The sequence below is a fragment of the Synechococcus sp. R50.1 genome, assembly GCF_047462115.1.
GTDB lineage: Bacteria > Cyanobacteriota > Cyanobacteriia > Thermostichales > Thermostichaceae > Thermostichus.
The window spans coordinates 24,317-42,029 of sequence record NZ_JANSIN010000019.1; the positions used below are offsets into that span (position 1 = coordinate 24,317).

17 protein-coding genes, 3 tRNA genes and 2 pseudogenes are annotated in these 17,713 nt (G+C 58.0%); 12 read left to right on the top strand and 10 right to left on the bottom strand.

Annotated elements, in window-relative coordinates; translation table 11 throughout:
- The first annotated feature begins 280 nt into the window (after positions 1-280).
- Together NW870_RS06720 and NW870_RS06725 are read left to right on the top strand one after the other, a co-directional pair.
- Positions 281-628, top strand: coding sequence for a DUF1815 family protein (locus tag NW870_RS06720; RefSeq protein WP_011434143.1), 348 nt, complete (start codon positions 281-283; stop codon positions 626-628).
- A gap of 96 nt (positions 629-724) precedes the next feature.
- Complete coding sequence (locus NW870_RS06725; RefSeq protein ID WP_414329377.1) at positions 725-865, top strand: hypothetical protein; 141 nt, start codon at positions 725-727, stop codon at positions 863-865.
- A 73-nt stretch (positions 866-938) separates the two neighbouring features.
- On the opposite strand, the gene NW870_RS06730 is transcribed toward NW870_RS06725, so the two are convergent.
- A tRNA-Glu gene (locus NW870_RS06730) sits at positions 939-1,011 on the bottom strand.
- A 389-nt stretch (positions 1,012-1,400) separates the two neighbouring features.
- Between NW870_RS06730 and clpP the strand changes: the two genes are divergently transcribed.
- The 4 genes from clpP to NW870_RS06750 all read left to right on the top strand — a co-directional run bounded on the left by clpP (position 1,401) and on the right by NW870_RS06750 (position 4,751).
- Positions 1,401-2,003: an ATP-dependent Clp endopeptidase proteolytic subunit ClpP gene (clpP, locus tag NW870_RS06735; protein ID WP_011434140.1), complete on the top strand. Its 603-nt coding sequence runs from the start codon at positions 1,401-1,403 to the stop codon at positions 2,001-2,003.
- A 508-nt stretch (positions 2,004-2,511) separates the two neighbouring features.
- Positions 2,512-3,936, top strand: a complete 1,425-nt coding sequence (locus NW870_RS06740) for a form I ribulose bisphosphate carboxylase large subunit (protein WP_011434138.1) — start codon at positions 2,512-2,514, stop codon at positions 3,934-3,936.
- 66 nt (positions 3,937-4,002) lie between these two features.
- Positions 4,003-4,410 (top strand): RuBisCO chaperone RbcX, encoded by a 408-nt coding sequence (gene rcbX / locus NW870_RS06745; RefSeq protein ID WP_414374551.1) that lies wholly within the window; start codon positions 4,003-4,005, stop codon positions 4,408-4,410.
- 8 nt (positions 4,411-4,418) lie between these two features.
- Positions 4,419-4,751: a ribulose bisphosphate carboxylase small subunit gene (locus tag NW870_RS06750; RefSeq protein ID WP_011434136.1), complete on the top strand. Its 333-nt coding sequence runs from the start codon at positions 4,419-4,421 to the stop codon at positions 4,749-4,751.
- 344 nt (positions 4,752-5,095) lie between these two features.
- Here NW870_RS06750 and NW870_RS06755 read toward each other — a convergent pair whose 3' ends face one another.
- From NW870_RS06755 to NW870_RS06765, 3 genes are all read right to left on the bottom strand, one after another.
- Positions 5,096-5,854 carry a TIGR00297 family protein gene (locus NW870_RS06755; protein WP_414374553.1) on the bottom strand — a complete coding sequence of 253 codons (759 nt, stop codon included), beginning with the start codon at positions 5,852-5,854 and terminating at the stop codon, positions 5,096-5,098.
- Positions 5,855-6,161: 307 nt separating this feature from the next.
- Positions 6,162-6,252: transfer RNA gene (locus NW870_RS06760), tRNA-Ser, on the bottom strand.
- A gap of 155 nt (positions 6,253-6,407) precedes the next feature.
- Positions 6,408-6,956, bottom strand: coding sequence for a hypothetical protein (locus NW870_RS06765; protein ID WP_011433891.1), 549 nt, complete (start codon positions 6,954-6,956; stop codon positions 6,408-6,410).
- 573 nt (positions 6,957-7,529) lie between these two features.
- Here NW870_RS06765 and NW870_RS06770 point away from each other — a divergent pair.
- Positions 7,530-8,492 carry a PhoH family protein gene (locus NW870_RS06770; RefSeq protein WP_414358203.1) on the top strand — a complete coding sequence of 321 codons (963 nt, stop codon included), beginning with the start codon at positions 7,530-7,532 and terminating at the stop codon, positions 8,490-8,492.
- Entirely contained in the window at positions 8,489-9,214 is a 726-nt protein-coding gene (locus NW870_RS06775; protein ID WP_414358201.1) for an HAD-IA family hydrolase, read from the top strand. The genes NW870_RS06770 and NW870_RS06775 overlap by 4 nt, the downstream gene beginning before the upstream one ends.
- Here NW870_RS06775 and NW870_RS06780 read toward each other — a convergent pair.
- From NW870_RS06780 to NW870_RS06790, 3 genes are all read right to left on the bottom strand, one after another.
- Positions 9,192-10,007, bottom strand: coding sequence for an alpha/beta fold hydrolase (locus tag NW870_RS06780; RefSeq protein ID WP_414374554.1), 816 nt, complete (start codon positions 10,005-10,007; stop codon positions 9,192-9,194). The two genes, NW870_RS06775 and NW870_RS06780, sit on opposite strands and share 23 nt — an antisense overlap.
- Positions 10,004-10,681, bottom strand: a complete 678-nt coding sequence (locus NW870_RS06785) for a lysophospholipid acyltransferase family protein (RefSeq protein WP_414374555.1) — start codon at positions 10,679-10,681, stop codon at positions 10,004-10,006. The genes NW870_RS06780 and NW870_RS06785 overlap by 4 nt, the downstream gene beginning before the upstream one ends.
- Positions 10,682-10,752: 71 nt before the next feature.
- Positions 10,753-11,886, bottom strand: coding sequence for a cob(I)yrinic acid a,c-diamide adenosyltransferase (locus NW870_RS06790; protein ID WP_414374557.1), 1,134 nt, complete (start codon positions 11,884-11,886; stop codon positions 10,753-10,755).
- Positions 11,887-12,069: 183 nt separating this feature from the next.
- Between NW870_RS06790 and NW870_RS06795 the strand changes: the two genes are divergently transcribed.
- The 3 genes and pseudogenes from NW870_RS06795 to NW870_RS06805 form a co-directional block, all read left to right on the top strand.
- Positions 12,070-13,014, top strand: coding sequence for a PLP-dependent cysteine synthase family protein (locus NW870_RS06795; RefSeq protein WP_414374559.1), 945 nt, complete (start codon positions 12,070-12,072; stop codon positions 13,012-13,014).
- 110 nt (positions 13,015-13,124) lie between these two features.
- A tRNA-Leu gene (locus tag NW870_RS06800) sits at positions 13,125-13,205 on the top strand.
- A pseudogene (locus tag NW870_RS06805) lies at positions 13,201-13,713 on the top strand (IS5/IS1182 family transposase); the annotation flags it as partial. The gene NW870_RS06800 and the pseudogene NW870_RS06805, both read left to right, overlap by 5 nt.
- A gap of 46 nt (positions 13,714-13,759) precedes the next feature.
- Here the strand turns inward: NW870_RS06805 and NW870_RS06810 are convergent.
- The 3 genes from NW870_RS06810 to NW870_RS06820 form a co-directional block, all read right to left on the bottom strand.
- The gene (locus NW870_RS06810) at positions 13,760-14,563 is read right to left on the bottom strand and encodes a hypothetical protein (protein ID WP_414374561.1); all 804 of its coding nucleotides are present in this window, start codon (positions 14,561-14,563) and stop codon (positions 13,760-13,762) included.
- Positions 14,564-14,816: 253 nt separating this feature from the next.
- Positions 14,817-15,359 (bottom strand): transcriptional regulator NrdR, encoded by a 543-nt coding sequence (nrdR, locus tag NW870_RS06815; RefSeq protein ID WP_414374563.1) that lies wholly within the window; start codon positions 15,357-15,359, stop codon positions 14,817-14,819.
- A 75-nt stretch (positions 15,360-15,434) separates the two neighbouring features.
- Positions 15,435-17,012, bottom strand: coding sequence for a cryptochrome/photolyase family protein (locus NW870_RS06820; protein WP_414374565.1), 1,578 nt, complete (start codon positions 17,010-17,012; stop codon positions 15,435-15,437).
- Positions 17,013-17,148: 136 nt separating this feature from the next.
- Between NW870_RS06820 and NW870_RS06825 the strand changes: the two are divergent.
- A pseudogene (locus tag NW870_RS06825) lies at positions 17,149-17,713 on the top strand (hypothetical protein); the annotation flags it as partial.

Here is a 17,713-nt window from a genome sequence, read left to right on the forward strand (position 1 = left end):
CGCTGAGCCATTTTGAGAAAAGACTGGGCGAGCACTGAGTGAGGATCCCAGTCGATAAGAGTGTTGACTCGGAGTAAACTTTGATGTCTTTGTTAAGAGAAGTGTTGAATACTACATTTCACTGAGGTAGACCTTGCCTACTCTGTGGCCTTAATCACTTCCTTGAGGGATTGTCGATTGTTATGATAGATGTAATCCTAGTCCTAAGCATAAATTACTAGTTAGGTCATTTGCAGCTAGGCTAAGCCCCAAAAGTGCCAATCCGTTAGGGAGGAGTGTGATGTTCACACGGTTGGCGGAACAATACCGCAGCTATGTTCAAGATCTGGTGATGAGTTTGCAGGCTCTGGCCATCGTTTTGGAGAAGCGGGGCTACCCAGCCTCTTGCTACACCTGTGGTACGTCTTTCGAGAGTGCCTCGTTTATGGTCAGTTTACGAGAGGGGCACCTAATCCGCTTTTTGGTTTCCGAATGCTCCATTAGCTGGACAGAAATGCGGGATGACCGGGAGCTTATGAAATTGGAAGGGGCAGAGGCGATTCGCCAACTGCAGGAGCTGGCAGAGCTTATCAAAGATGAGCTGTTGGTCGCCGCCACGCCGGCTGAAGCTCTGGTGGCCAGCACCTGATCCTGGCAGGCCCTAGGTCTGCTCAAACCCAAGCCGTAGCCGATTGGACAACTAAGCCTAACCTTCTAGGCCGCTGCTTTGGAGATTTTTCCCCTGTTGAGGAGTAAGGGTGGAATAGGGATCCCCCTCGACGGAGTGGCAGTTGGCTGGCTGCCCATGCCGCTTGTATGGGGATCCCAGATGACCCGCTCTCCCAGCTTGTATCTGGAGTGGTTTGTGGCGGCAAAGCCTCTCTGAGTAAAGTCTGAGTAAGGTGTCACCGCTGCCAGGGATCCCCTGTTGACGGCTTCATCTTATAACTCTGACCCAATACCCCCAAGGGGATTCGAACCCCTGTCGCATCCGTGAAAGGGATGTGTCCTAGGCCTCTAGACGATGGGGGCGCTCTCCGACAAGGCGATCCTAATCCTAAAGAAGGATAAGTAAGCTTGTCAACCTTTTAATCTGCATCCCCAGACCCACGCCCTGCCAAGTTCAGAATCAAGATCCCCAGCAAAGCCAGGCTCAGCAGGCTGGCAATTACAATCGGTTCATCTGGGATCACGTCCATCTTGGCTTCACCTCACCACATCACAAAGAGCCACACCTCAGACCCGTTCCACATCCCAGAAGAAGAGGGATCCCGCCATAACCACCCGTCTCTTTGCTGTTCTAGCCGGCTCACACCCCATCGAGCCCCGTACGGAGGCGGGCCGGTGAGTCGTCCTGAGCAAAGCATCCGTCCGGTGGCTTAGACTACACTAGTAAGGACTGACCCATCGTTTGGACTGGCATGATTCCCACCGTTATTGAGCAATCTGCGCGAGGCGAGCGCGCCTTTGACATTTACTCGCGTCTCTTGCGGGATCGGATCATTTTCTTGGGCACCCAGGTGGACGACGACATTGCCAACCTGATTGTGGCCCAGATGCTCTACTTGGAATCGGAAGACCCCGAAAAAGACATCTACCTCTACATCAACTCCCCCGGCGGCTCTGTCTATGCTGGCATGGCCATTTACGACACCATGCAGCACATTCAGCCGGATGTCTCCACCATCTGCATTGGTTTGGCTGCCAGCATGGGAGCCTTTCTGCTGGCAGGGGGCACCAAAGGCAAGCGCATTGCCCTTCCCCACGCCCGCATCATGATCCACCAACCCCTTGGTGGAGCTCAGGGGCCAGCTACCGATATTGAAATTCAGGCCAAAGAGATCCTCTTCATCAAAAACAGCCTCAATAGCTTGCTGGCCTACCACACCGGTCAACCTCTAGAGCGCATCGAACGAGATACCGACCGCGACAACTTCATGACCCCAGAACAAGCCAAAGAGTACGGCCTTATCGACCAGGTGATCAGCAAGAGACCCCAGCCAACCCTGGCAGCCGTTTCTTGACCGTCCAGGCCCTGCGGGTGGGTTTGCTCTGCTCCCTCAAAGAAGGGAGCTTTTGGTTTTGGCCGGGGATCCCACCCGAAGGATATTAAGAAAGCCAAAGAAATCTGTATTCTCAGCGGGAAGCAGGGGGTCTTACTTTAATTAAACTAATCAAACTCATAAAGAAAGTAATGATCAGCCCATTATTGCGGATGGTAGCTTAGGATTAAACCTATATAGAGTTGTGTTTGCCGAGATTCTAGCTTAGGCGCTGTATAAATTCCTTTCCGCTGGGTTTGCAAATCCAGGGAGTCGAAGCTAGTGATTGAAGGCGCTCGAAAAGAAGGGTTTAGGGCTTCCATCCGCCGGGATGAAGAGTGTCTTAAAGCCCAACTTTGGCCTCATGGTTGTGGGGCGGTCTTATTCACGGAAACTCGGCGGTCTCGAGTTTTGGCCCTGAGTTTTTCCTCTTGGTTGCATCCGTGAAGGGCATTTTCTGGTTCTGTAATTCGTTCAGAGGGAGATCAACGTGGCCTACTCAGCAACCCAATCCAAAAGCGGCTATCAAGCCGGGGTGAAGGATTACCGACTCACCTATTACACTCCCGACTACACACCCAAGGATACCGATGTCTTGGCCTGTTTCCGGGTTACTCCTCAGCCGGGTGTTCCTCCCGAAGAGGCCGGGGCGGCTGTGGCGGCTGAGTCTTCGACAGGCACCTGGACAACGGTATGGACCGATTTGCTTACCGACTTGGATCGGTACAAAGGCCGCTGCTATGACATCGAGCCGGTTCCCGGCGAAGACAACCAGTACTTCTGCTTCGTCGCCTATCCGCTGGATCTGTTCGAGGAAGGCTCGGTGACCAACATGCTCACCTCGATTGTGGGCAACGTTTTTGGCTTTAAGGCCCTAAAGGCGCTGCGGCTGGAAGATGTACGAATTCCGGTGGCCTACCTGAAAACCTTCCAGGGCCCTCCCCATGGCATTCAGGTGGAGCGGGACAAATTGAATAAGTATGGCCGTCCGCTGCTGGGCTGCACCATCAAGCCCAAGTTGGGCCTTTCTGCCAAAAACTACGGGCGGGCCGTGTATGAAGCTCTGCGGGGCGGTTTGGACTTCACCAAAGACGACGAAAACATCAACTCCCAGCCCTTCCAGCGCTGGCGGGATCGCTACCTGTTCGTGATGGAGGCTGTCCACAAGGCCCAAGCGGAAACCGGCGAGATCAAGGGCCACTACTTGAACGTAACGGCGCCCACCTGTGAAGAGATGTTCAAGCGGGCCGAGTTTGCCAAGGAGTTGGGCGCTCCCATCATCATGCACGACTACTTGACAGCCGGCTTTACTGCCAACACCAGCTTGGCCAAGTGGTGCCGGGATAACGGCATTCTGCTGCACATCCACCGGGCAATGCACGCGGTGATCGACCGGCAGAAAAACCATGGCATCCACTTCCGGGTGTTGGCCAAGTGTTTGCGCATGTCCGGTGGCGACCACCTGCACTCTGGGACGGTGGTGGGCAAGTTGGAAGGCGACCGCGCCATCACGATGGGCTTTGTGGATCTCATGCGGGAAAACTACGTAGAGGCCGATCGCTCCCGCGGCATTTTCTTCACCCAAGATTGGGCTTCCATGCCAGGGGTGATGCCGGTGGCTTCCGGTGGGATCCACGTTTGGCACATGCCGGCGCTGGTGGAAATCTTCGGCGACGACTCGGTGCTGCAGTTTGGCGGCGGAACTTTGGGACACCCCTGGGGCAACGCGCCGGGCGCAACCGCCAACCGGGTGGCCTTGGAAGCGTGTATCCAAGCTCGTAACGAAGGTCGAGATCTGGCCCGCGAAGGCAACGACATTATCCGGGAAGCAGCCAAGTGGTCGCCAGAGCTGGCGGCTGCCTGCGAGCTGTGGAAGGAAATCAAGTTCGAGTTCAAGGCCGTCGACACCCTCTAGAGATCTGCTGGGGGCAGGGGATCCCCACGGCTCTCTTGCCCTACTGGCTCCCTCCCTGGATCGGCAATGGATCTGAAACAGATCGCCAAAGACACCGCCAAGACCTTGATCAGCTACCTGACTTATCAGGCGATGCGCACGGTGCTGGCTCAACTGAGCGAAACAGATCCCCCCAGGGCTCTTTGGCTACAGCAGTTCTCCGCTCGGCAAAACCTTCAGGATGGGGAAGCCTACCTGCGGGCTTTGCTGGCTGAGCGTCCTGAGTTGGCCTATCGCATCATGACCGTTCGTGAACACATTGCTGCGGAGGTGGTCGATTACCTGCCGGAAATGGCCAAAGCTGGCATCCAGCAAGCCAACATGGAGCACCGCCGCAATCATCTAGAACGGATCACCTCAGCAACAGGATCCCTACCCGTTACCCACCCAGAAGCGGGATCCCCCCCACAAAACCCTAGACCCGAAATGGAGTGATACCCATCATGCAAACCTTACCGAAAGAGCGCCGCTACGAAACTCTCTCCTACCTGCCGCCGCTGACGGATCTGCAGATCATCAAGCAGGTGCAGTACATCTTGGATCAGGGCTATATCCCTGCCATAGAGTTCAACGAATCTTCTGAGCCGACGGTTCGCTACTGGACACTGTGGAAGCTGCCCCTGTTCAGCGCCACTTCTCCCCAGGAGGTGCTCAGTGAGGTGCAGGCTTGCCGCAGCGCCTACCCCAACTGCTTTATTCGCGTGGTGGGGTTCGACAACATCAAGCAGTGCCAGGTGCTCAGCTTCCTGGTCTACAAGCCCAGCGGCCTGCGCTAGGAGAGCGTCTTGCCAGTTCCCGGTCAAGTTCTGGCCAGCACCAGGGGAGAGCTTCTCCCCTTTTGGTCAAGCCTCCTGGCTTGACTTCTTTGTATGGCCGTTCTCGGTGGCACGGCAATAGAGACCGTGGTTCGGTAATGGTCATGTACAACGTTGCCGTCAACGGGCAACCGGGGTTGGGAACCAGCCTCGTTGGTCTCGGATGTTGCAGCACTCCTTCAGAGACCTGCGGGTCTATGAAGCAACTGGGACAGAGGAAGGGACAAAAACCTCACTGTTAAGGGGATGGGGCACTAGAAACCCCATCTGCCTATACGGTGGGGTAGTTCATGGTGACCCTATTTCTAGGATCCGATGCCCATAAGGGATCCCAGCCCTGCCGCCAGAAGAGCGGCCAAAGTTGTTTGAATGCCGTTCACGACTTCGTTGGTCATCCAGGCCAAACGGGGTTGTAACACCACTCCCATCCAGCTTTCCGCCAGGGTGGCCAGGATCCCAGCCAGCCAGCAGATGCCCAACCAAAATGGGCTTTCCCCCACCCACTCCCCGCCAATCCCCCAGGCCAACCCGGCCATCCCTGCCGCTGCCGCCACCCCCGCCAGGGATCCCTCTAGGCTCACGGCTCCTTCTGTGCCCGCCGGCACGGACTGGAAGGTGGTGATCAAAAAGGTCTTGCGGCCATAGGCTTTCCCCACCTCGCTGCTGACGGTATCGGCCAATTTCGCTGCAAAGCTGGCGCTGTATCCCAACCACCACAGGGGATGCGGGAAGAAAGCGTATCCTAGCGCACATACTGCCCCGGTTAAAGCGGATCCCCAGACGTTCTCCGGCCCTCGCGCCCCCTCTCGCTTTTCGGCGATCCCCTGCGCCTGCTTGCGCCGGATCCCCAGTTTGGTTACGGCTGTTCCCACTAAAAAATAGGCAGCTACCACCGCGTAGCCCCGCCCCCCCAGCCCCCCCCACACCAGCAAGCCCAGAAGGCCCGCGTGGATGACCCCTGCTCGCGTCAGAGCTTTCTGAGGGCTCAGCAGACCCAGCACCACCAGAGCCAGGTTGAGCCAGAGTGCCACCCCCCACTGACTCAGAAGCCACGCCTGCCACATAAACGCTCAGAAGGGGGTGAAATTGCAACCGAGGTTGACATTCTCCCTGCCCTAAAGGGTAAGGATTCTTTCCCAGGTCGCAGGATGATCCCCACTTCCTGGGCCACACCACCCTTGCGAGTGATGGGGGATGCCATGACCCCAACTACTGGGATGAACTCGCAGATACTTTTCCTGTTGACACTGCGCCATATTCAAGTTGGCGGAGTTCAACCAGCACCATAGCACAAAGCCGCCCTGTTCAGCTTGCTGCCGCGCAGCGGTAGGACGGGGCTTGCAACCCAGCTTTCTTGGTCAACTACAGAAACGGAGAGGGAGGGATTCGAACCCTCGACGGAGCTTTTGGGCCCCGTAACTTCTTAGCAGGAAGCCGCTTTCGACCACTCAGCCACCTCTCCAGGGCCAGGAAGGGCAATGGCAAGCTGGGATCCAGCCACCAGTTCACTCATTGTAGGGGATGGGATCCCACCCGGCAACTGCCCCCTGACCCGCCCTGCAAAGACTCCGTCCCGCTATCGCGATCAGCCGGGATCCCTCCTGGGGTTGGGTGAGTCTAGCTCACCACCTGCAGGTAAATATCGAAGCTGCCGCTATTGTCGCCGTAGCTGCCCTTGGCGTCATTGATGTTGAAGGCAATATCCAGGTTGGGATCCAGATCCACCTCTTGGGGCTGCTCTGGCGAGGACTCGAAAACCTGATGGGCCACCAGTTGGGCGTTGGGTTGAAACAGCACAATCCCGTAGCGGCAGAGGCCCGGGTAGCGCCACTCCTCAGGGGTCGGGATCCCTTTGCCAAGGGGCGAGCGGATGCTGGTGGAAAACGAGAAGCCATAGCGCCAAGCCACATTCCTGGGGAAAAAGCGGATACGGCTGGCCCGCAACGGACGCCCTTGCCAGCGTAAAATGTTGCCCGCCTCTTGGTTCACCCGCAGGTCACGGAAAGCCATCCAAGCCTGTAAAGCTTCTTCTTCAGGTTGGATCCCTTCGATGGCCAGGGCCTGGCTCCAATCCAAGTCACTGCCATCGCAGGTGATCTGCCGCGGAATTTGCGCCAAATCCAGTTGTGCCAACCCCAGGGTATCAGACGCAGATTGGGTAAACATCTATCTCTCCTTTTTCCATCTGATTTTTCAAAATGACTCCAGAAAGGATGGGCTCCCTCCCCAGAGATTGAGGAGCCGCAGGGATCCCAAAAATGTGTCTAGGGAAGGGTTGTAAGAGACCAACCTATCCACATCTCCCCTGCTGGGTAGAGAATGTCAGATGCACGATGCCCAACGGAGCTGAAAACCTCAAGCTCTTGCCCAAACGGATGAGAGGTTGGGAGTTCAAGCCCCTTTAGCAATAGATCAACTTTACTTGATGAATAGGAGCTATTCCCGAAAAAAGAGCCCTTTGCAATACTTTTTTAGGGAACCTTAGAGAGTTGTTAATCCCCTGTGACTTGGCTGCCCATAAAGACCAGAATCCAAATCCGGGTTTGGTGCAGATCTTCCAGAGACTCGTATTCTGGAACACATTAGTTTGTGCAATCCCCTGTTGAGCACTCTTGCACTCGACCCCTGGGCTCTCCCCGACCCGGAGCGCTCTGGCAAGCGCTTTTGATTTGATAAGATCGCCGTCATAGGTCTCGCAGGGTGCCCGGCGCCCACCGCATGCACGACAACCCCACTTCCATCTCTACTGACTTCGAAATCATCTCTCTGTCCGATCCTCAGCAGGCCATGTCTTTGGCGGGCATTCAGGAGGCCAACTTGAGGTGGATCAGTCGCTCCAGCGGTGCCTCTGTAACGCTGCGCGGACAAGACCTGTATCTGAAAGGCACTCCTCAACAGCGGCAGCAGGTGCGGCAATGGCTAGAATTGCTGAAGCCGCTTTGGCAAACTGGACACCCTGTTACTGTGATCGATGCAGAGCAAGCTTTTCGCGCCCTCTCCGGCCAGGAGGCTGCCGCCTATCAGCAAGCACAAGCAGGAGTTTTGGCCCGCACCCGCAAAGGGGAGCTCATCCGACCGAAGACGCCCCGCCAACAGGAGTATGTGCGAGCCATTCGCGCCCATGACCTCTGCTTTGGCATCGGGCCGGCGGGTACCGGCAAAACCTATCTGGCTGCCGTTGTGGCCATCACGGCTCTGCAAAACCGAGAGTATGAGCGCCTGATCTTGACTCGCCCGGCTGTGGAAGCGGGAGAAAAACTGGGGTTTTTGCCGGGGGATCTGGTGGAAAAGGTGGATCCCTATCTGCGGCCCCTTTACGATGCCCTATTCGAGTTTATTGACCCGGCCAAGCTGCCGCAGTTGATGGAGCAGGGGGTGATCGAAGTGGCGCCGCTGGCCTACATGCGAGGCCGCACTTTGAGCAATGCCTTCATTATTTTGGATGAAGCCCAGAACACCACCCCTGAGCAGATGAAGATGGCCCTTACCCGGCTGGGGTTCCGGTCGCGCATGGTGGTTACCGGGGATCTCACCCAAACGGATCTGGGCAAACATCGCACGTCGGGCTTGGCCGCCGCGGAGCGCATTCTGGCAGGGGTGGAGGGGGTTGCCTTTTGCTACTTCGACCAGCGGGATGTGGTGCGCCACCCTCTGGTGCAGCGGATTGTCGATGCCTACGCGCGCTACGAGGGGCAGTCGTGAGGCTGAGGGTGCTCTTTTTCGACGCTGTGGGCACTTTGTTTCGGGTGCGGGGCAGTGTGGGCCAGGTTTACGGCCAGGTGGCAGCGGAGTACGGGGTGAGGGTGGATCCCCAAGCCTTGGATCGCGCTTTTGGCCGAGTTTTTGCCCGGGCTCCAGCCCCGGCCTGCCCAGGGTTGACGGGATCCCCTTTGCCGGATTGGGAGCAGGCCTGGTGGCGTCAGGTGGTGCGGGAGACATTTGCCCAGGTGGGATCCCTGGCTGCCTTCGGAGAGCACCGGTTTGAGGACTTCTTCACCCAACTGTTTGAGCACTTTGCCGGGGCGGATCCTTGGGAGCTGTATCCCGAGACGCTGCCGGTTTTGCGGGCCCTGCAGCAGGAAGGGATCCGGCTGGGGGTGATCTCCAACTTCGACAGCCGCTTGCCCAGAGTGCTACAGCAGTTGCAGTTGGATCCCTACTTTTCCAGCCTCACCCTCTCCACCCAAGTGGGCTATGCCAAGCCCCATCCCCGCATCTTCCAAGCTGCCCTGGCAGCCCACGGGATCCCCCCCGCAGCCGCCGGCCACATTGGCGACAGCCACCGCGAAGACTACCAGGGGGCAAAAGCAGCAGGCTTGAGGGCCCTTTGGCTGGATCGAGAGGGGAAGGAGAGCTCCGGCCCAGAGCGGATAGAAGATCTGTGGGGATCCCTCTCCATGCTCAACGGGCCGAAGCAGAATTGAGCAGCAGGGGGGTGAAAAGGCCACCTGGCTTGAGCAGGTAACGCCGCAGGTTCATCTGCCGCTCCAGCAGACAAGCATGGCCGCTCTGGGGAGAGATCTCTATCTGTGCTTGGGGCAGCCGTTCCGCCAGTCGGCCCACCTCCTGCACCGAGGGCAAGAGGCGATCCCGGCCCCCTGCCACCAGCAAAGTCGGCATGGTCATCAACTCCAGAGGCAGCTTCTCCACAACAAAGGATCCCAGCAAAGCCAAGCGCTGGGCAGCCACTGTGGGCTCAACACTGTGAACCGCCTGGCGCAGCCGCTCCCGATCCGGCGGCTCCATTTGGCTGAGCTCCGCCAAAGCCCCCAACCCTCGCTCCGACAACTGGTGATAGAGCGCCGGCGGCAAAAAGGGCAAGAGAACATGTCCTGCCCACCACCAGGGCCTACGTCGCAGCGACGAGGCTGGATTGACCAAAATGAGGCCACGGCACCGTTCCGGCCATTGGGCGGCCACCAACAAGGCCAGGCAGGCCCCAAAGGATTCTCCACACAAGTACGCCCCCGCTTCTAGCTGGGATCCCACCCAATCGGCCAGGGTTTCCCAGCTATCCCCCGCTTCCGGGTGGTTCAAACTCAGGGGGCGAATGCGAAACTCCCGCTGCAGAGCCTGCGCCTGCCGGTAAAACAACGTACCTGTGCCATCCATACCGGGCAAATACAGCAGCAGGGGCCGCTCCTGACCGACCGCTCCCGTTGCCGGGCTGACCAAGCTAGAGGCAGATGCTACCGGCTCGCCACTCAACTTTCTCATCTCTCTGCCAATCCCAATCGCACCTGTTCTCGGGCCGCTGCAGTTAGCTCTTGAATGACCTGCATTCGCTCGCGTCGGGATCCCTGGCGCTGCTTCCTGCCCACCCAAAGGGGGGATCCCACCCTGAGCACCACCCGCCGATACAACACCACCGGATGTCCCCCTTCCTGTTGAAATCGGGGTTCAGTGGGGTCAAACCAGCGGAAAAAAGCCATAGGAATATCTACTCCCCGCCATTCTTCCTGCGCCCACACCGCCACCGGCAGAATCGGCAAGGGATCCACCGCTGCCGCCAGCGCCAGGTGGGCAAAACCTGGCTGAAACCGCCCCACCTCCCCAGGCGAGGTCTCACGGGTGATCTGCTCCGCCCCTTCTGGGAAGATCCCCACACCCACCCCCGCTGCCAAACTGGCCTGCGCCTGGCGAAAAAAATGGATTTGCTGTCGGGATCCCTGCTTGAGGGGAATGCAGTCCAAAGCCAAGGCGATCTCCCGCAGCAGCGGCACCTGAGCCAGGTAGTAATGGCAGGCAAAGCGAATCGGTCGGCCCAACCCCGCGATCAGCACCGGTGCATCCAGAAAACTGCGGTGATTGCTCACCACCACCAGCGGGCCAGCAGGAACACGCTCCCCTCCCTCCACCCACACTTCCGTCTGGAAAAGGGTAAGCAACAACTGGGCCAGCATCCTGGGGTCTGGAGGCCAAGAGAGAGCAGAATTGGCTGAGAACGCTGCGAAGGATCCCATCAATAGTCCACCCCGCGCCGCAGATCGGCCCCCTGCTCGGCATAGTGCTTGTGGCTCACCATTTCCGAGTGGACAGAGGCCAGCTCAAAGTAAGGTAAGGGGGCATGGCACCGCCCCGTGATGATGATCTCCGTGTCCCGCGGCTTGCGCAGCAAAGCCTGGACAATCGGCTCCACGTCCAGCAGCTCCAGATCCACCGTCGGGTTCAACTCATCCAAGATGATGGTTTTGTACAGGCCAGAAGCGATGGCCGCCCGTGCCAACTCCCAGCCCCGCTCCGCTTCTACATAGTCGATTTCCTGTTGTTTGCCCCGCCAGACAATGGCGTCCCGACCGCAACGCTGGTGATCCACCAAATCGGGGTAGCTTTCCCGCAGGGCCCGAATGGCTGCATCCTCGGTGTAGCCCGTTCCCCCCTTCAGCCATTGCATGATCAGTACACGATGGGAGAGATCCTTACTGATGCCGCGCCCAATGGCTTGCAGAGCCCGACCCAGAGCGCTGGTGGATTTTCCCTTGCCGTTGCCGGTGTAGATCTCGATGCCGCTGGAAGGGGGTTGGCCGTTTTGGGGATCCGCCGTCCGACGCAGGCTGCGCATTTCCGAATGCAAATCCGCCAGGTCGATAATTGCCTTAGGAGCACCCCGACCAGTGATGATCACCTCCATGGCCTCCGGCTTTTGCTTGAGGGTACTGACCACCTCCTCCACAGGCAACAGGCCCAGATCCAGCACCGGGTTGAGCTCATCCAGCACCACCACCGAGTAAAACCCCGACGCCAAAGCCCCTTTGGCCACGTCCCAGCCACGGCGGGCCTCCTGACGGTCAAACTTGGTGATCTCGTCTGGGCCAAAAAACTCTCCCCGCCCGGTGCGCAATTGATCGATGAGATGGGGGAAGCCTCGCTGCAGAGCCGCAATGGCCGCATCCTCAGCATAGGTTCGGCCTGGCCCCTTGAGAAACCGCACCAGCAACACCCGGCTGGGGGCCGCCTTTTCGATCCCCAAGCCAATGGAACGCAGCACAACCCCTAGGGCCGCCTGGGACTTGCCTTTGCCCTCGCCGTCGTAGACATGGATCTGGCCCCGTCGCCGATCAAACTGCTGGGCAGTCACAATCCCAATTTCTGCCATGCCCCTCCGCGTCATCCTGCTGTGGGAAAATCCCACTTTTCTACCCCCATCTTAGAGCCTACTTGGAGCCTAGCCAGAACTTGGGCAGGAGGGGGAAACTAAAAAGCTCCCAAGAGGCCGGAAAGACCGGGGTAAGATGAGCAATGGTTGTCCAGCCGATGCCTGTCTAGCGAGGGATCCCCCTTGTATCCGACTGCATTTTCTTCTCGCCCGTTACTCCCTGCTGTGGATAGCCCTATTGAGCTGGTGGGGGGGACGCCGCTGATCCGTCTGCGGCGGGTTGCTGCCGATTTGCCGGAATCGGTACGGGTATATGGCAAGGCAGAGTGGTACAACCCTGGGGGTTCAGTCAAGGATCGCCCGGCCCTCAACATGATTCGCGCTGGCGAACGCCAGGGCAAGCTTACCCCCGGCAAGATCATCCTCGATGCTACCAGCGGTAACACCGGCATCGCCTATGCCTGGATCGGGGCCGCCTTGGGCTACAAGGTCAAGCTGGCTCTTCCCGCCAACGCCAGCCCGGAGCGCAAGAAGATCCTGGCTGCCTATGGCGTGGACTTGGTTCTGACGGATCCCGCTCTGGGATCCGATGGGGCCATCGAGAAAGCCCGCGCCCTCTATGCGGAAAACCCCGAGCTTTATTTCTACCCTGACCAGTACAGCAACCCCGCCAACTGGCAAGCCCACTACGAAACCACTGGGGTGGAGATTTGGGAGCAAACCCAGGGGCAGGTCACCCATTTTGTTACCGGGCTAGGCACCAGCGGCACCTGTATGGGGGTGGGGCGGCGCCTGCGAGAGTATCGCCCGGATATCCAAATCATTGCCATGCAGCCCGACTCTCCCTTCCATGGCCTGGAAGGGCTCAAGCACATGGCCACAGCTCTAAAACCCGAGATTTACGATCCCACCCTGCCTGACCAGCACATCGAGATCTCCACAGAAGCAGCCCAGAAAATGGTTAAGCGCTTGGCTTTAGAGGAAGGCTTGCTGGTGGGCATCTCTGCCGGGGCCAATGTGGTGGCAGCCCTAGAGGTGGCCCGTCAGCTCTCCTCTGGAGTGGTGGTGACCATCTTTTGTGACGGGGCTGACAAGTATCTTTCCGAGCGTTTCTGGACAGAGGATTAACTTTCAGGCATGGGGAGTATGTCAACAAGGCAGGACAAGCCGTCGGCTGCAAAATGGCCAATGCCCTTAACAACTCCACCCTTCTGTCGCTATGATGGTTAGGCTCGGAAGCGGATGTGGCGGAATTGGTATACGCGCACGTTTGAGGGGCGTGTGGCTTTGCCTTGCGAGTTCGAGTCTCGCCATCCGCATCGATCCCTCCCGGAAAGATGTGGAAAGTGGTACACCATTTACCCAAGATTCCATCGCTGGAGTCGCTTGGGAGTCTGGGAGAGAATGTTTCAGTTCTTCATCACAGAACCCGATTGAGAGCATCTTGTCCTGGACTCAACCATCGTTCGTGCTCACCCCTGCGCAGCCAAAGGGGAGCAAGCCTTGGGCAGGAGTCGAGGTGGATACAGCTGGCAAGAAGAACACACGAAAGTGATAGGGGATAGAGGATAGGATTCCCATCGATTTACGCAGAGGATAGGGGAGAGTCGGGTGGTGATTCCTTCTAGGAAGAAGAGGAGGGTGGTGCAAGATTACGACCGGCATGTTTACAGAGAGAGGCACCCAGTAGAGTGCTTTTTTCAGAAGCTGAAGCAGTATCGGCATTTGTTTTCTCGTTTTGACAAGTTGGTCAGGAACTTCTTGAGCTTTCTCGACTTCCCAGGTGCTCTCTTCTGGCTCAAATATACAAATATAATACAAATATAAAGACCAACAGAACCTAGCAAGTTTTGGGGCATCCTGTGAACAGCTCTCAGGGTGCTTGCACGGGCGGTGGGTTGTTGCGCAAAAACGGCTGTACGGCTACAAATCCCAACCCAAACGATCCGACGACCAAGACGACTGCAGCGGCCATCCAAAGGACGGCAGAGCCCTGGGATCCGTGATGTTGCTCCCGTACCCGCTGATAAATGCCGGTGGAATAGGCTGAGGAGTCTGCCTCGCCGAGATAGGGATCCGGGCCGCCCCTATCCTGCATCAACTCGTCCAGGGAAGGAACCTGGTAGCCAGTGCGGGGGTAGGGCTCGGCAGAGGTGTGGGTGGAAGGGTGGCGAAGGGAATCAAAGGAGGACGGGGCAAAGCCGTTGGATGAGAAGGAGGGGGTCTCGTTGCGGGTCTGTCGGCGCTTGAGGCGATTCAAAAAATCGTAGCTGGGAGGGGCTTCCGGTTGGCCGGGATTGGCAGTCGGGCTGTTCTGTTGGAAAGAGGCTTCAGAAGCTGCAGCAACTTGGGCAGCCTGGCCATTTGCGTCAGCAAGCCGTAGGCTGATTTGCTGCAGGCGCTTCAGGGTGTGGCCCAATTGCCCCTGGAACTCTCGGGTGATGGCAGCGAGCTCTCCAGACAACTGCTGATGCAGAGCGCGCAGGTGCTGGTTTTCCGAGGAAAGCAGGCTTATCTGCTGACGGGCAGACTCCAACTCTTCGGCCACTTGTTGATACACCTGAATCGGCACCACCCCTGGCCCCGTCTCCATTGCGGCAGGGGAGCGAAAGCCACTGGGGTTACTGTTGCTGTTGCGAGCGCCAGAGGGGCTAGAACCCCGAAAACCGTATTGCATAAATTGGGATCGACTCGGAAGGACAGGGGGCTGGGACAGCTTGACACAGAGGGATCCAAGATATCAGGGATCTCCAAGGATAGTGCTGAACACCGGCAATCTAAAGGCGTGCAGCTCTAGCTTTAGTGTAAGCCGCGATTGCTACCCCAAGCATACCGCTAAGCCTTTGGAATGGGCGATCTCTTCACAGCAATTTTTCCCGCCCACAAGCGCCATTTCCCCGCTGCTTCCAGGTTGCGCTGTCGTTCCCACGTCACGAATACTCTCCCACCAAGTCCGGGGAGCCTGAAGATTCGGAATCCGAGGCAGAGGAGTCCCGCAGCAGCCGCTCCAGATCCCGTCGCAGCGGTGGTTCCAACTGTTCCAGCTCGTTGACAAAGTCCTTTATACCCTGAAACTGGCGATAAACGGAGGCAAAGCGCACGTAGGCCACCTCACTTAGGTGTTGCAGGCGCTCCAGCACCATCTCGCCGATGCGCAGGCTGGTTACCTCTTGGGCATCTTCCAATTGCAGTTTTTCTTCGATCTCATTGACCAGCTCTTCCATCTGTCTGACGGTGACGGGGGTTTTTTGGCAGGCACGCATCACCCCTTGCAGGATCTTGTTGCGGTTGAAACTTTCGCGGGATCCATCCCGTTTAATGACCATGATGGGCATGAACTCGATGCGCTCATAGGTGGTGAAGCGGTAGCCACAGGACATGCATTCTCGCCGCCGCCGCACACTCTGGCCACCTTCTGCCGAACGAGATTCCAAAACTCGGATTTCTTGTTTGCTGCAGCGGGGACATTTCATGGCTTGCAGTCCTTACAAAGCGACAGGTGGGTAGGAGGGTGCCTCAATTTTACCGGATGCTTAATCTTCTGGTGCTTAGACAGATTGCAAATGAGATGGACTCTGTTCGTCGAGTGCAGATTGCAAGGGATCCCACCAAGCAGCGGCTTGCACCTGGATCTGGGCCTTCAGCTCCGGTTCCATGCGATCCAAATGGATCAATACCCATTTCATTCTGCCCAAGGGGGCTAAGAGGGATCGCTGACGCAACAGGAAGTCCCAATACAACGTATTGATGGGGCAGGCTTGTTTGCCAACCTTTTCGCTGGGATTGTAGCGGCAATGGCGGCAGTAGTCACTCATTTTGCGGATGTACTGAGCAGAGGCGGCATAGGGTTTGGTGGAGAGCATGCCCCCATCGGCAAAAAGGCCCATGCCGATGACGTTGGGCTGCATCACCCAGTCGTAGCTGTCGATAAACACATCCTGAAACCACGCTTCTACTGCCTGGGGCTGAATGCCACTGATGAGGGCGAAATTGCTGAGCACCATTAGCCGCTGGATGTGGTGGGCATAACCATGACGGCGAATTTGATCCAGGGTGTGCTGCAGACAGGCCATGTCGGTTTTGCCCGTCCAAAAAAACTCTGGCAGGGGTCGCTGGTGGCCAAAAAAGTTGTTCTGGGCATAGCCGTTGGGCATTTGGTATTCGTAGAAGCCGCGCATGTACTCCCGCCAGCCCAGGATCTGGCGGATGAAGCCTTCGGCGGAGGGCAGGGGGATCCCGCCGCGATGGTAGGCTTGTTCGACGGCAGCGATGACTTCGTGGGGGGTGAGCAGGCCCAAGTTGAGGTAGGGAGAAAGCAGCGAGTGGAAAAGGAAGTCTTCCCCGGCTTGCATGGCGTCTTGCCAGGGGCCGAAGTGGGGCAGGCGCTCGTGAATGAAATGATCAAGCACTTGCAGGGCTTGGGCGCGGGTGACGGCCCAGCCAAATCCTTCTAAGGATCCGAAGTGATGGCCGTAGTGTTGCCTAACTTTTGCGATGACAGCCTGGGTAATGGCATCGGGGGAAAAGGTGAGGGGCCGAGGATAGCGCATTCCCGGTTTGGGAGGATGGCGGTTCTCCCGGTCGTAGTTCCAGCGCCCGCCCAGGGGCTTGGGGCCGTCCATGAGAATGCGAAAGCGTTTGCGCCCTTCGCGGTAAAAGTCTTCCAGGAGCAGGCGCTTGCGACCTGAGGCCCACTCGATAAATTGATCAGCTGTCCAGAGGAAGTGGTTGTTTTCCACAACCAAGAGGGGGCAAGGGAGGGTGGATCTCAGCTTTTCTATTTCATCTCGGACTGGAATATCGGCGGGCTGCATGAGGCGGATCTGCTGCAGTTGATGCTGCTTGGCCCAGGTTTGCAGGGGCTCGGCATAGCTGTCGGCTTCCACGTAGGTGACTGGGTAGCCCCGCTGTTGCAGTTCTTGGGCAAAGTGACGCATGGCCGACCAGACCAGCACCAATTTCTGCTGATGGTGGTTGCGGGAGCTGGCCCACCGGTGAGATTCGATGAGAATGACGGGAACTCGGTCTGGGGATAGGGTCGAGAGGGAAGCGAGGGCGGATTGCTGTGGGTGGAGTTGATCCGCAAGGATCCAAACCCCTTCTGGGCCGGCAGATGGAGCGATCATGGGATGCTGAAGCTCTCGGTCTATGGGAGGAGCGCTGAGAATGACACAGGTTGAGTTTAGCTCTGGGGGGCAAGGCCAGGTGGCAGTTGCAAGGGATCCCAATGTCTGCTGAATCTCTGCGGATTGTTTTCAAAGCATGAACGGTACAGACGAGGAGAGAGAGACATTGCCGGAGAGACCCCACAGGCCGGGGATCCCTTTCCTGCGGTGGTGGGCCGGGCTGGGGATGGTGGCCCTGCTGCTGCTGGTGATCTGGAATTGGACGGATCCCTTGCCGCCAGCCTGGGATGAGGCGCAGCATTTGTTGCAGGCGCAGGCGTTTGGGCTTCACCTGGGACGGTTTCGCTGGGATGGGCTGTGGGGGCAGCAGTTTTTGCATTTGAACCAGCGCTACCCCCCTTTGGCCTATTGGCTGGGGATCCCCTTGGCAGTTCTACATCCGTTCAGCCGGGCGGACGGGCAGTTGCTCAACTTGGGGTTGCTGGGGGTGCTGGTTCTGGCAACGCAGCGGCTGGGACAGCGGGTCTATCGCTCCTGGAAAGTGGGCTGGCTGGCGGCGGCGCTGCTGCTCCTCTATCCGGGGATCACGGCTTTGGCCCACGTGTACATGTTGGAGTTGCCGCTGGTGGTGGCGGTGACGCTGGCGTTTTGGGCGCTGTGGGCCTATGGGGAGAAGCCTTCCTGGTGGGGGGCGGTGGGGG

Excerpts from the sequence above, each read along its gene's own strand:
- NW870_RS06720 (WP_011434143.1), top strand. The coding sequence starts at position 281 with ATGTTCACACGGTTGGCGGAACAATACCGCAGCTATGTTCAAGATCTG.
- clpP (WP_011434140.1), top strand. The coding sequence starts at position 1,401 with ATGATTCCCACCGTTATTGAGCAATCTGCGCGAGGCGAGCGCGCCTTT.
- rcbX (WP_414374551.1), top strand. The coding sequence starts at position 4,003 with ATGGATCTGAAACAGATCGCCAAAGACACCGCCAAGACCTTGATCAGC.
- NW870_RS06750 (WP_011434136.1), top strand. The coding sequence starts at position 4,419 with ATGCAAACCTTACCGAAAGAGCGCCGCTACGAAACTCTCTCCTACCTG.
- NW870_RS06755 (WP_414374553.1), bottom strand. The coding sequence starts at position 5,854 with ATGTGGCAGGCGTGGCTTCTGAGTCAGTGGGGGGTGGCACTCTGGCTC.
- NW870_RS06765 (WP_011433891.1), bottom strand. The coding sequence starts at position 6,956 with ATGTTTACCCAATCTGCGTCTGATACCCTGGGGTTGGCACAACTGGAT.
- NW870_RS06780 (WP_414374554.1), bottom strand. The coding sequence starts at position 10,007 with ATGAGAAAGTTGAGTGGCGAGCCGGTAGCATCTGCCTCTAGCTTGGTC.
- NW870_RS06790 (WP_414374557.1), bottom strand. The coding sequence starts at position 11,886 with ATGGCAGAAATTGGGATTGTGACTGCCCAGCAGTTTGATCGGCGACGG.
- NW870_RS06810 (WP_414374561.1), bottom strand. The coding sequence starts at position 14,563 with ATGCAATACGGTTTTCGGGGTTCTAGCCCCTCTGGCGCTCGCAACAGC.
- nrdR (WP_414374563.1), bottom strand. The coding sequence starts at position 15,359 with ATGAAATGTCCCCGCTGCAGCAAACAAGAAATCCGAGTTTTGGAATCT.
- NW870_RS06820 (WP_414374565.1), bottom strand. The coding sequence starts at position 17,012 with ATGATCGCTCCATCTGCCGGCCCAGAAGGGGTTTGGATCCTTGCGGAT.